Origin of the sequence: Streptosporangium sp. NPDC005286 (assembly GCF_040607515.1) — a bacterium.
Lineage (GTDB): Bacteria > Actinomycetota > Actinomycetes > Streptosporangiales > Streptosporangiaceae > Streptosporangium.
In genome coordinates, this window is the sequence record NZ_JBEXGU010000218.1 from 1 (window position 1) to 12,352 (window position 12,352).

At 68.9% G+C, this 12,352-nt stretch carries 12 protein-coding genes and 2 pseudogenes; 10 read left to right on the forward strand and 4 right to left on the reverse strand.

What is annotated here, in order from left to right; genetic code table 11:
- Positions 1-620 (forward strand): annotated as a pseudogene (locus tag ABZU75_RS41645) (hypothetical protein); the annotation flags it as partial.
- A gap of 70 nt (positions 621-690) precedes the next feature.
- On the opposite strand, the gene ABZU75_RS41650 reads toward ABZU75_RS41645, so the two are convergent.
- Positions 691-1,446, reverse strand: coding sequence for a helical backbone metal receptor (locus tag ABZU75_RS41650; RefSeq protein WP_355567385.1), 756 nt, complete (start codon positions 1,444-1,446; stop codon positions 691-693).
- A gap of 527 nt (positions 1,447-1,973) precedes the next feature.
- On the opposite strand from ABZU75_RS41650, the pseudogene ABZU75_RS41655 reads away from it, so the two are divergent.
- The 3 genes and pseudogenes from ABZU75_RS41655 to ABZU75_RS41665 all read left to right on the forward strand — a co-directional run.
- Positions 1,974-2,408 (forward strand): annotated as a pseudogene (locus ABZU75_RS41655) (TetR/AcrR family transcriptional regulator C-terminal domain-containing protein); the annotation flags it as partial.
- Between the two features lie 20 nt (positions 2,409-2,428).
- The gene (locus ABZU75_RS41660; protein WP_355567388.1) at positions 2,429-2,599 is read left to right on the forward strand and encodes a hypothetical protein; all 171 of its coding nucleotides are present in this window, start codon (positions 2,429-2,431) and stop codon (positions 2,597-2,599) included.
- A gap of 141 nt (positions 2,600-2,740) precedes the next feature.
- Positions 2,741-3,289 carry an AAA family ATPase gene (locus ABZU75_RS41665; protein ID WP_355567391.1) on the forward strand — a complete coding sequence of 183 codons (549 nt, stop codon included), beginning with the start codon at positions 2,741-2,743 and terminating at the stop codon, positions 3,287-3,289.
- 409 nt (positions 3,290-3,698) lie between these two features.
- On the opposite strand, the gene ABZU75_RS41670 is transcribed toward ABZU75_RS41665, so the two are convergent.
- Both ABZU75_RS41670 and ABZU75_RS41675 read right to left on the reverse strand, forming a co-directional pair.
- On the reverse strand, positions 3,699-4,298 hold the full coding sequence (locus ABZU75_RS41670; RefSeq protein ID WP_355567394.1) for a dihydrofolate reductase family protein: 600 nt from the start codon (positions 4,296-4,298) through the stop codon (positions 3,699-3,701).
- On the reverse strand, positions 4,295-5,170 hold the full coding sequence (locus ABZU75_RS41675) for a metalloregulator ArsR/SmtB family transcription factor (RefSeq protein WP_355567397.1): 876 nt from the start codon (positions 5,168-5,170) through the stop codon (positions 4,295-4,297). The genes ABZU75_RS41670 and ABZU75_RS41675 overlap by 4 nt, the downstream gene beginning before the upstream one ends.
- 147 nt (positions 5,171-5,317) lie before the next feature.
- Between ABZU75_RS41675 and ABZU75_RS41680 the strand changes: the two genes are divergently transcribed.
- The 5 genes from ABZU75_RS41680 (at position 5,318) to ABZU75_RS41700 (ending at position 11,153) form a co-directional block, all read left to right on the forward strand.
- Positions 5,318-5,953, forward strand: coding sequence for a helix-turn-helix domain-containing protein (locus tag ABZU75_RS41680; protein ID WP_355567400.1), 636 nt, complete (start codon positions 5,318-5,320; stop codon positions 5,951-5,953).
- Entirely contained in the window at positions 5,950-6,840 is an 891-nt protein-coding gene (locus ABZU75_RS41685; RefSeq protein WP_355567403.1) for an ABC transporter ATP-binding protein, read from the forward strand. Before ABZU75_RS41680 ends, ABZU75_RS41685 begins: the two co-directional genes overlap by 4 nt.
- Positions 6,837-8,408 carry an ABC transporter permease gene (locus tag ABZU75_RS41690; protein ID WP_355567405.1) on the forward strand — a complete coding sequence of 524 codons (1,572 nt, stop codon included), beginning with the start codon at positions 6,837-6,839 and terminating at the stop codon, positions 8,406-8,408. Before ABZU75_RS41685 ends, ABZU75_RS41690 begins: the two co-directional genes overlap by 4 nt.
- 382 nt (positions 8,409-8,790) lie before the next feature.
- A complete protein-coding gene (locus ABZU75_RS41695) occupies positions 8,791-9,507 on the forward strand; it encodes a helix-turn-helix transcriptional regulator (protein WP_355567408.1) in 717 nt (238 codons plus the stop codon).
- A 113-nt stretch (positions 9,508-9,620) separates the two neighbouring features.
- Positions 9,621-11,153, forward strand: coding sequence for a long-chain fatty acid--CoA ligase (locus ABZU75_RS41700; protein WP_355567411.1), 1,533 nt, complete (start codon positions 9,621-9,623; stop codon positions 11,151-11,153).
- A gap of 173 nt (positions 11,154-11,326) precedes the next feature.
- Here the strand turns inward: ABZU75_RS41700 and ABZU75_RS41705 are convergent, their stop codons facing one another.
- Positions 11,327-11,941, reverse strand: coding sequence for a TetR/AcrR family transcriptional regulator (locus tag ABZU75_RS41705; RefSeq protein ID WP_355567414.1), 615 nt, complete (start codon positions 11,939-11,941; stop codon positions 11,327-11,329).
- Between the two features lie 220 nt (positions 11,942-12,161).
- On the opposite strand from ABZU75_RS41705, the gene ABZU75_RS41710 reads away from it, so the two are divergent.
- Positions 12,162-12,352: TCP-1/cpn60 chaperonin family protein (locus tag ABZU75_RS41710; protein ID WP_355567417.1), on the forward strand; the 191-nt coding region annotated here is incomplete at its 3' end.

The window sequence follows — 12,352 nt, forward strand, 5'->3', positions numbered from 1 at the left end:
CGGCCGGCGCGCTCGCCAAGTGGGTCTTCGTCCCCGGCTACTCCGAGGGCACGACCCCTTTCGGCCTGTACGTCGGAAAGCAGGGCCTCGTTCACTATGACTTCGACGACATCCGGGACTACGACCGCGACCTCGCCTTCGTCAACGTGTACAACGGCGTCGTCCTCTCCTCTCCGGACGTGCTGACCGATACCGGGAGGCTGGCCGACAACGTCGGCGGCCAGGGGCTCGCGTTCAACCAGCCGCTCGCGCCCACGGTCGACGTCTTCGGCTACCCCGCCGGCCCCAACCCCGACGGCAGCCGGCCCTACCCGGGCGAGAGCCTCGAACGGTCGACCGGATCGACGTTCGCGATGAAGGTCACGGGCCTCCCCGCGGACCGGCCCATCGGGGTGGACTCCCCGTTCACCGGTGAAGGCTCTCTCGGTTCCTCGTGGCTGACCCAGTACACGAACGACAGCCGTACCGGCTATCTCAACGGCATCACGATCAGCGTTTCCGACACCGATGGCGACAACCGGTACGACACCGGCGTCTCACCGTACTTCGACGGTGAGTTGCTCATGGTCTACCAGAAGGCCACCAACCTCTGGACCGGCTCCATCCGCTCCATCGCTTAGACGGTCCCGCCCCCACCGCGTCCGCCCAGAGGGCGGGCGCGGTGTCATGGTCTACCCGCGGTGTTCCGGCTCATTGTGAATTCAGGGCGGCCCTCAGCACTCCGGGAGCCTGGAGCAGGGACGGTCCGTACCAGGTCAGGTGCCGGCCGCTGACCAGCGCGGCCGGTATCGAGGGGAAGAAGCCGGGACCGTCGCGTTCGGTGAAACGGTAGGGCTCGTCGGGCAGGACGACGAGGTCGGCGCCCGCCGCCAGCAGTTCGGCCAGAGCGACCTTCGGGTAGCGCTCGGGATGGTCGACGTAGAGGTTGTGAATGCCCAGCTTGAGCAGCACATCGCCCGCGAAGGTGTCGCGGCCGAGGACCATCCAGGGTTTACGCCAGATGGGGATCACCGCCCTCCGCACCTCGCCGACCGGCGGAGCCGACCACGCTCGCTCCGCGGCGGTGAGCCAGTCCGGCTCGGGCAGGGCACAGGCGATCGTGAGCATCCGCCGCAGGGAGGCGAAGGCCTCCTCCAGGGTGCGGATCCTGGTCACCCAGACCGACACCCCGGCCGAGCGCAGCGCCTCCAGGTCCGCGGCGCGGTTCTCCTCCTCGTTGGCCAGTACAAGGTCCGGCCGCAGCCCGGCGACCGCGGCCAGGTCGGGGTTCTTGGTACCCCCGATCCGCCGCACCGCCAGGCCTGCCGGGTGGGTGCACCAATCCGTCGCGCCGACCAGCAGTTCGGGGGCGGTCTCGGCAAGTGACTCGGTGAGCGAGGGCACGAGCGACACCACGCGGCATACGTCGCCGCGCGGCGCGAGAGGAGCGCCGAGATCGTCGAACATCACCGATGTCCTCCGTTCACGAAAGCGGAACCGACCCGACCTCCAGCGAGCGCCTGAAAGAAGTCACCTTACCGCGCCATATCCGGATGGGTGCGCGCAGTGGCGATCGAACAGGCGACCGTACGGACGACCGGGGGCGTGTGCCGCCTCCCGTGCGCCCGCGTCGTGCCCCTGTCCACCGGCCCGGCCGCCCACGACGCGGCGGGCATCATCCCAGCTCGGCCCGGGGCTACCGGATCTCGCTGACCAACGGATGTCCGCGTCGTTCTGTGGCCGAACGGCGACTGGCTGACCGTCGTGGTCGAGAACGGCCCGCCGGCGCCGTCCCACGTGCCTCTGGCCGGTTCCGGGCTCGGCCTGATCGGCATGCGCGAGCGCGCCGCTCTGTTCGGCGGCCCCCTGCGGGCGGGTCCCCGCGACGGCGGCGGGTGGCGGGTGGAGGCCGCCTTCCGGTGCGGGCGACGGGCACCGAACGAGCAGGAGGAATTCGACGGTCCCACCGCCCGTGACGGCCGCCGGACGACGTCGACTGGCGGGCCGCGATGCGACGGCGGGCGGTCTCGATGCGCGGCGCACTGATCCGCCACCCGTGGGCGATCCGACTGATGGACTCACGGACGAACCCCGGCCACGCGACGCTGCGCCATCACAACGCGGCAATCGGCTGCCTACGAGCGGGCGGCTTCTCGATCGCCGGCGCGGCACACGCGTTCTCGGTGCTGGACAGCTACATCTACGGGTTCACGCTCCAGGAGCTCAGCCTGCCCTTCACATCATCCGTTGGCCTCGAGGACGTGGCGGGCTCGATCCTGAAGCAGCTGCCCCGCGACGAGTTCCCGCACCTCGCCGAGATGATCGCCGACCGCGCCCTGAAACCTGGTTACGCGTACACCGAGGAGTTCGACGTCGGGCTCGACCTGATCCTCGACGGACTGCAGCGACAGCGCGAAAGCTGGCGGTAACCCGTCAGCGGATCAGGGGGATGAGCGGCATCGAGGAGCTCGAGAACTCCGAGCCCGGCGACCGGCGCATCGACGGCCGGCCGCTGACCGCCCGCGAGTTGCGTGCGATCCTCGACATGGAGCCGGAGGACCTCCGGCGCTGGCACCGCGACCAGAAGCAGGACTTCAAACCACTCTCGCCACAGCTTTAAGATCGCTAGCCAGGGGACCTGGAGAGCTGCGGCGCCTACCTCAGCCGGGCGCTGTTCGTCCGCGGTGGGATTGACTGGACGTCCATGCCGGCGCGATACACCGGTGGGCCGTCCAGCGTGCGAATGTGGGGAGCGTCACGAATGCGGATCGGAGTCTCCGGAGCGCACGGTACCGGGAAGACGACTCTCGTCGAGGAGCTGTGTGCGCGCCTCGCCGGCCACACACCAGTCGATGAGCCATACGTTCTGCTTGAGGAGGAAGGCTACGAGTTTGATTTTCCCCCATCGCCAGATGATTACCGGGCGCAGCTCACGCGATCCTTGCTTGAGCTGAGTTCACCCGCTACCAGGATTGTTTTCGATCGCACGCCGGTGGATTTTCTGGCCTACCTTGCTGTGCAGGGGGTCAACATCGAAACCGAGGCTGATCCCGCTGCCCTGCGGTCAGTTCTGGCAAGCCTGGATCTGCTGATCATGGTGCCGATCACTTACGACACCGAACAGGTGCTGCCTCACCCGGAGATGCTCCGGCTCCGCCAGGCGGTGAACGACACACTGCTGGATCTGGTGTACAACGACCCGCTGCAGGTGTTGGGCGATGTCCCAGTGATCGAGTTGACGGGTCCACTTGATGAGCGGCCTGAAGTCGTCCTGGCTGCGCTCCCCGACCATGGCCGGCCGACCGGCTGACCTCGCCCGCTTCGCTGGTGTACGTGCAAGTGCGGGAGCGCCTGGGCAGGAGGGCTACCGCCAAGCCTCCGGAGTCGGCATCAAAATCCACCGGCTCCGCCACGCCCAGGCCACCGAACTCATTCGTCCGGCCTGCCTGGTAGAGCGGTAAATCCGGCATTTACTGCGGCGGTGGTCACTTTCCGGGATGCGTCCCGCACGCCACCGGCACGATCGAGCACCTGCTCATCGCCACCGAGCTCGCCTTCCGCGCCAAGCTCGCCGCCAAGATGCGTTTTTTCGTGCGCGCGTCCAGCTCGATCACGAGTGACCTCGCCTACGCCGCCTGGCTGTGGCTGCTCGGCGCCGACATCGCTATCGGGGCTCGGGCTTGGGCCTCCTCGCCGGCCGAGTGCGCCGATCGGCCGGTTCAGCGGACCCGGTCGTAGACCATGGCGATCTCGCCCAGCTCGCCGGTCTCCTGGTGTGTGAGGGTCCACTTCGACGCCGGCAGGCCGTCGTCGAACAGTCGCTGCCCACCCCCGGCGATCTCGGGGAAGATCATGAGGTACAGCCGGTCGAGCAGGTCTGCCGAGAGGAGCGCCTTGATGACGCTCGCGCTGCTGTTGACGAGGATGTCGCCCTCACCGGTGGCCTTGAGCTCGGCGACGACGTCCGCGGCGGGGGCGTTCACCACGCGGGTGCGTTCCCACGGCGCTTCGGTCAAGGTGGTCGACAAGACCACCTTTTCCGTGTCGACCAGCCACTTCGCGTATCCGCGGTCACGCGGATCGGCGTTCTCGTCTTCGGCGACCGACGGCCAGTACCCCATGAATCCCTCGGCATTGAGCCGGCCGAGCAGCGCCGTCGTCGCGCCCTCCCAGATGCGGGTCATGTGGTCTCGCGCGACCTCGGTGGTCACATACGGGGCGAACGCCCCGAAATCGCTGGGCCCGCCGGGACCGTTGTAACGCCCGTCGAGGGTGAGGCTCAGGTTCGCGGTCACCCTGCGGCCGGTCGAGTTGGTCATTGCGTGCTCCTTGTGTCGGTGTCGTGCCCGGTGTCGTCGGTGCTGTCGGTGCTGTCGGAATCCGCGGCGAGAGTCGCCGCGAGCTTGTCGAGGCTCTGGCCGAAGCCGATCTCGATGCCTGCGATGAAGTCCGCGGAGTCGACTGTGCTGTCGGTGATCCGGAAGTGGACGTCGAGGTCTGTGCCGGTATCGGTGGGCCGGAGGCCCAGGTCGAGGTGGGCGGTGAAGGCAAGGCCGCCGTCGGGAAGCAGCGGGGAGAGCCGGTAGGCGAGGCGCTCACCGGGGCGTACGTCGTCGACGACCCCCTGCGCGCGCCCGGCGAGCAGGTCGGAGCCGTCGGCGTCCTCGGCATCGCGGTACTCATGGACGATCCGCCCACCCGGCCGCGCCTCGAAGACGAGCTCGGAGACGCGCAGGTCATCGGGCGTCCACCAGCGGGCAAGCAGGGAGGCCTCGGTCAGGTGGCGCCAGACCAGCTCGGGGCGCCCCGTCAGCGACCGGAGGAACCTGAACGAGCGGCCGTCGGCCCACCCCGGCTCCTTCGCGGCGAGCCGCTCTGTGTGGAGGCTGAGCCCGTAGCGGTCGTAGGTCTCGCGCGAGCCGCCGGCCTGGTCCGCGGTGTCGGCGAGCCGGCTGAGCGCAGCCGCCAACTCCCGCAGAGGACCGGGTTGGAGCGCATAGATGCGGCGCTGGCCGGTGCGCTGAGAGGTGACGACGCCGGCGCGCTCAAGGGCCTGCAGGTGCTTGGTCGTCTGCGGCTGGCGCGCCTCGGCGAGCCGGGCGAGGACACCGACCGGGCGGGGCCGCTCGGCCAGCAGGCTCACGAGCCGCCAGCGGGCCGGGTCGGCCAGTGCGGTGAGGAGTGCGTCCATGGAAAAAAGTATTCACCATGGAGAATATTCGCGTCAAGGAATATCTATCGCCGAGGTCGAACGGCTCGAGCGGGCCCGGTCGGCCGCGGTGGTGATCGTGCCGCATGGGACTGGACACTTGACCGGCTTCCAATACACAGGTATAGCATGCCGGACATGCGACCAATATCTGAAGGGGATCTGACGGCGCGCGCCCGCATCCGCGATGTCGCGATGGCCTTGTTCGCCGAGCAGGGGGTCAAGGCCACCACGATCCGCGGGATCGCCGAAGCGGCCGGCGTCTCGCCCGGCCTGGTGCAGCACCATTTCGGCACCAAGGAGGAGCTGAGACAGGCTTGCGACGCCTATGTCCTCAGTTATGTTCGCGAGCAGGTCGGCGTGGGTGTCACCGGAGGCAACCTGGAAAGGCCGGAATTCATCGAGACCGTCCATCGGACCGCGCCGCCGCTGATGAAATACCTCGGCCGGGCGCTCGTGGACGGCTCGCCCGGAGCCGCCGCCATGTTCGACGAGCTCGTGAGCGTGACAGAGGACAATCTGGCCCGCGGCGACCACTCCGAGGCCGACCACCGCGCCCGCGCGACCGTGCTGACGGCGATGAAGCTTGGCATCACCGTGCTGCACGAGCACGTCTCCCGCGCGCTCGGCACGGACCTTTACGCCCCGCAGGGCGCGCTGCGCGTCGGCAAGGCCCAGCTCGACCTGATCAGACCGGAATTCCTTGGCCGCGAACTGTTCGAGCAGGCGCGGACGGGCCTGGAGAAGTTCGAGGGACAACAGTGAACGCCGCAGTGCGCACGGACGGCCTGATCAAGACCTTCGGCCAGACCAGGGCCCTGGCCGGGCTCGACCTCAGCGTCAAGACGGGCGAGGTGCACGGCTTCCTCGGCCCCAACGGCGCGGGCAAAACCACCACGATCCGTATCCTGCTGGGCCAGATGCGCGCCGACGGCGGCCGGGTCGAGTTACTCGGCGGCGATCCCTGGCAGGACGCCACAGAACTGCACCGAAGACTTGCCTACGTGCCCGGCGACGTCACGCTGTGGCCGTCGCTGACCGGCGGCGAGGTCATCGACCTGCTGGGCAGGGTACGCGGCGGCCTCGACCCCGGGCGACGCGCCGAGCTGCTAGAGCGCTTCGAGCTCGACCCGCGCAAGAAATGCCGCACCTACTCCAAAGGCAACCGGCAGAAGGTGGCGCTGGTGGCCGCTTTCGCCTCCGACGTGGAGCTGCTGGTGCTCGACGAGCCGACCTCAGGCCTTGACCCGCTGATGGAGACGCTCTTCAACGAGTGCGTCCTGCAAGAGAAGCGCAGCGGCCGCACCGTGCTGCTGTCCAGCCACATCTTGTCGGAGGTGGAGGCGTTGTGCGACCGCGTGAGCATCATCCGCGCCGGCCGTACCGTCGAATCCGGCAGCCTGGCCGACCTGCGTCATCTCACCCGTACCTCGGTGAGAGCCGAGCTGATCGGGCCCGCGCCCGGCCTGGCCACGCTGTCCGGCGTGCACGACCTCGCCGTGGACGGCACCCGGTTGCGCTGCCAGGTGGACGGCGACGCGCTCACGCCGGTGCTCGCCGAACTGGCCCGGGCCGGCGTGCGCACGCTTACCACCCACCCGCCGACGCTGGAGGAGCTGTTCCTGCGCCACTACGAGGGAGCCACGAGATGACCGGCACCTGGACACTGATCCGGCTCATCGTGCGCAGGGATCGCGTGCCGCTCCTGGTGTGGATCGCGATCAGCGCGGTGCTGCCGGCTGGCATCGCCTCCTCCACCACGGCCCTGTACACCGACCAGGCCGCCCGTGACTCCTTCGCGGCGGCCTCAATGAGCAATCCCGCGCAGTTGGCCACCCGCGGCCCCATCTACGACGCGAGCGTCGGTGGCCTGACCGCCTGGACGCTCGGCTCGTCCCTCGCGCTGATCGGCGGGCTGATCAGCATCCTGGTGATGATCAGGCACACCAGGGGCGAGGAGGAGACCGGCCGGCGGGAGCTGCTTTCCTCGGGCGTCGTCGGCCGCCACGCCCCGCTGGCCGCCGCACTCGCGGTCGTGCTCACCGCCAACCTGCTGCTGGGCCTGCTGGCGGTACCCGCCCTGGTCGGCAACGGTCTGCCCGCGGGCTCCTCCCTGCTGTTCGGGCTCTCCATCGCCGCGGGCGGCTGGGCGTTCGCGGCCGTGGCCGCCGTCACCGCGCAGCTCACCGCCGCATCCGGTACAGCACGCGGCATCGCGATCGCCACCGGCGGCCTGCTGTTCGCGCTGCGTTCGCTGGCCGACGCCGGCGGCATTCCATGGCTGGCGTGGCTGTCGCCGTTCGGCTGGGTCCGGCTGACCAAGCCCTACGCCGGCGATCAGTGGTGGGTGCTGGGGCTGATCGCGGTGTTCGTCGCCACTCTGGCCGCGGCCGCGTTCGCGTTGTCCACGCGGCGTGACGTGGCCGGCGGCCTGGTTCCCGCTCGCCCCGGACCCGCCGCCGGGGCGCTGTCGGGCTCGTTCGGCCTGGCCGCTCGCCTGCACCGGGGCACGCTCGCGGGCTTCGCGGTCGGTTTCGGCCTGATGGGCGCGCTGCTCGGCGTGGCGGCGCGCGGGCTGGACACCCAGTTGGACACGCCGCAGTTCCGGGAGCTGGCCGCGACCGTCGGCGGCGCCGACGCCCGCATCTCGGATGTGTTCTTCACCTTCGTGATGTACGTGCTCAGCCAGCTCGTCGCCGCAGCGGCGCTGGTGTCGGCGCTGCGGGCCCGTGGGGAGGAGGCGGCGGGCCGGGCGGAGCTGTTGCTGTCCACCCCGGTCGACCGGCTGCGTTGGGGGTTGAGCCACCTGACGTTCGCCATCGCGGGCCCCGCGCTGCTGCTGGCCGTGCTGGGTGCGGCGGCGGGTCTCAGCTACGACGGCGACATGGCCCGCGTCACCGCGGCCACGCTGGCCTACCTCCCCGCTGTCTGGACCGTGGTCGGGATCACGACGCTGCTGTTCGGCGTGCTGCCCCGGCTGGCGACCGCCGTGAGCTGGACCGTGCTCGGCCTCTTCCTGCTCGTGGACCTGCTGGCGGAGTTCAAGCTGGCCGGCGGATTCGTCCTGGAGCTGTCGCCGTTCGTGCATGTACCGGCGATGCTGCTGGGCGGCGCCTCGTCACCGGTGGTGCCGCTGCTTGGACTGACTGTGGTGGCGGGAGCCTTGACGGCGGCGGGGCTGGCGTTCCTGCGCCGCCGCGACCTGGCGCCCTCCACCTGAAGCCGTTCCTGGCGCACCGGGCAGGCCGGGCGCATGACCAAAGATGCCGGAACTCCTGGCCGGCGCAGCTAAATCCAGAAATCCGCCGGCAGCGATGGTCTTCTCATCGTGCTCGCGCGGCATCCGCAGGGACTCCGAACACACCATCGCCCGCGTCTGGTGCGAAACGGTCGGCTCGGCATTCGTAGCGGGATAGTCAAACGTGACTGCTCATGCCGTCGTCAAGGGCGTTTACCTGCCCTGGCCCAGTCCACTTCTCCGGTGCCGTTGAGCGGAGCCCGAGATCAGCACCTTCACGAAAAGGGCTTCCGCCGCGACGATCAGAGGTTGAGGCAAACTCATCCGGAGAAGGAGGCGTGATGTCGCATCTCTGGCGCGGCTGGTGTTTACCCTGATCGTCTCCGCAGAGCCCTTCACCGTGGCCGATGCCCATGGCCGGCGGCTGACCACCCGGACCGCGGTCATTCCCCCCGACACCGGCCACGCCATACTCACGGGAGCTCGCGGGGCCCTGCTGGCTCAACTCGAACCCGGCAGTTCGCCAGGCCGTTCCCTTCTCACCCATTCGGGTGCGGGGGTCAACGCCTCGACCTGGGGTCCACCCTTCCCCCACCTCACACAGGCCGGCCCAAGCCCGAGACACCGCCAGGTGGCGGCGCCGCTCACGTTCACGAAACCCTCGAACGGCCACGAACACTCCGTCGAGGCCGCGGCCGCCCTGAAGATCGTCGAGGACTGGACGGGCCAACGTAGTGCCGAAGAAATCCCGATTCACCCGGCGGTGGAGATGGCGATAGCCGTGATCCCCACTCTCCTGATCGAGGGACCGGTGCGTCTTGGCGTGGTTGCGGCCGCGGTGCACCTGTCTCCAAGCCGGTTGGCGCATCTGTTCAGCGCACACGTAGGGATTCCACTGCGACCCTATGTGCGCTGGCAGCGCATTCAGCATGCGATCAGGCTGGTAGCCGCAGGAGAGACGTTGACGATGGCCGCCCACAGCGCCGGATTCACCGACGGGTCACATTTCACCCGGGTCTTCAGGCACAACTTCGGGACCGCACCCTCCACGCTGGCCGCCGCCATCGACTGGCTGCCCTGAATCGACACGTTCGTACAAGCCCTGACCGCATCGGCGCCGCATCCTTGGGACGTACGAACGTCTCCCGAGACGCAGCCAGGGCAGGTATTCGAACCCCCGAGGAAAAGGTCGCGATGCTCAATCTGTCGATCATTCTGGAAGACAGCGCCCGCAATGCTCCAGACCGCACCGCCCTGGTCTTCGGCGACCTGCGTCTGCCGTACTCCATGGTGAACTCCATCGCGAACCAGGTGGCCAACCTCCTGGTGGCCAGGGGGATCGGCAAGGGCGACAAGGTCGCACTGCTCTGCCCGAACCTGCCCTACTTCCCCTTCGTCTACTTCGGCATCCTCAAGGCCGGGGCGACCGTGGTTCCGCTCAATGTGCTGCTGCAGCCGCGCGAGATCGCCTACCACCTGACCGACAGCGACGCCAAGGCGCTCTTCTGCTTCGAGGGCTCCGAGCCGCCCATGGGCGCGCGCGGGCGGGAGGCCTTCGACGCCGCCGAGGGTTGCGAGCTCTTCTTCGTCCTGCCCGCCACGCCGCTGGCCACCGAGTCGGAGCACGGCGAATCGTTCTGGGCGGCGCTGGGCGGCATGTCCGGGGAGTTCGAGACGGTGCAGACCGAGCCGGACGACACCGCGGCCATCCTCTACACCTCCGGCACCACCGGCCAGCCCAAGGGCGCCGTGCTGACCCACATGAACATGCTGACCAACACCATCGTCAGCGACGAGATGTTCCCCACCGACCCCGAGGGTGACGTCTCATTCGCCGTGCTGCCGCTCTTCCACTCCTTCGGCCAGACCGCAGTCATGAATGTGAGCGTGCGCCGCCGCGCTACCCTCGTGCTCCAGCCGCGCTTCGAGCCCGGCGAGGCGCTGGATCTCATGCGCAGGGAGAAGGTGACGATGTTCGCCGGGGTGCCGACGATGTTCTGGGCGCTGCTGTCGAAGATCCACGTTGATGGGGCCGAGGCGCCCTCGACGCTGCGGGTGGCGGTGGCGGGTGGGGCCTCCTGCCCGATCGAGGTGCTCAAGGACTTCGAGGGCACCTTCGGCATCCCGATCCTGGAGGGCTACGGCCTGTCGGAGACCTCCCCGGTGGCCAGCTTCAACCAGCTCGGGCGGCCCACCAAGCCCGGCACCATCGGCTTCCCCATCTGGGGCGTGCAGATGCGGCTGGTGGACGACGGCTGGAACACCATCGAGGGCGAGGGCCCCGGCGAGATCGCCATCCGCGGGCACAACGTCATGAAGGGCTACTACGGGCGGCCCGAGGCCACCGAGGAGGTCATGCGGGGCGGCTGGTTCCGCACCGGCGACATCGCCACTCGTGACGAAGACGGCTACTACGCCATCATCGACCGCACGAAGGACATGATCATCCGGGGCGGCTTCAATGTCTACCCGCGCGAGCTGGAGGAGGTGCTGATGACGCACCCGGCGGTCTCGCTGGTGGCGGTGGTCGGCGTGCCCCACGACTCGCACGGCGAGGAGGTCAAGGCTTACGTCATCCCGGCGCCGGGCGCGACGGTGAGCGAGGACGAGCTTGTCGCCTGGTGCAAGGAGAACATGGCGGCCTACAAGTACCCGCGGATCATCGAGTTCCGTGAGAGCGTGCCGATGACGGCGACCGGCAAGATCCTCAAGCGCGAGCTGCGCTAGGTGTACTCAGCCATCAGGTCGGTGACACACCGTAGCTGGTAGTTGATCAATACGAAGACCGCCGGATGTGGTGAAGACGCCTGTCCTCACCACATCCGGAGGTCTGCATGTCCCACGCCAACGCCCGGCTGACCGATGGGCGATATCTCACATGCTGGGCCTGCGCGTGCTGGTCACCGATCCTGCGGGTCTTGGGGCGGCGCGGCGGGGAAGACGCAGGTCAGGGCGCGGCGCAGGGTGGTGGCGAAGGATTCGGGGTTGCCGGGCTCGAGCCAGTGCCGCCCCGCCACGCGGATGGCGCCGGCGATCGCGGCGGCCGTGACGGCGGGGAACAGGTCGCGTCCGGGGTCGGTGCCGGTGCGCGCCGCGATCGCCTCGGCCAGCGGGCCCTCCGCCATGGTGAACGCCTTCAGCGCCTCGCCCTCCAGCTCGGGCGTCGACATGATCATGCGTAGGCCGGCCCTGTCGGGCTCGGGATTGGTGTAGAGCTCGATCACGGCCGCGATGACGGCCTGGTCCAGCGGTTCGCCGGCGGGCCGGGAGCGCAGCGCCTGCCCCGCGCGCGTGGACTGGTCGGCCTGGAAGGCGCAGATCGCCTCCGCCCTGCTGGAGAAGTAGTTGTTGTAGGTACGGGGTGAGACGCCTGCGGCCGTGGCGATGTCATGGACGCGCACCAGGGCCAGCCCGTGGGGGCCCTGCTCGATGGCCAGGCGCAGCGCGGCGTGGCTGATCGCCTCCCGGGTGGCCTGCCTGTTGCGCGCCCGAAGGTCCGGCGCGTCGTCGTTCATGGGTCAACCCTATCCGATACTGCGCGCTGCGCACTAGGTGCGTGACACGCAAGTTGTGGGTAGAGTGCGGCGGGACGCCTGGCACTCACACCTGGAGAGTGCCAACCACAAGGGCGTGTGCCGGGACGACGAGGTCCGCCGGGCAGGTTGTCCACCTGCCCGGCAGGCCGTCCGTCGCGGGCGCCGTCCCGGCAAGCCCCCATCAAGAGCGGGAGAGAGAATGGCTTCGAAGATGATTGCGTTCGACGAGAACGCCCGGCGCGCTCTCGAGCGCGGCATGAACCAGCTCGCCGACGCCGTCAAGGTGACCCTGGGGCCCAAGGGCCGCAATGTCGTTCTGGAGAAGAAGTGGGGCGCCCCCACCATCACCAACGATGGTGTCTCCATTGCGAAGGAGATCGAGCTCGAGGA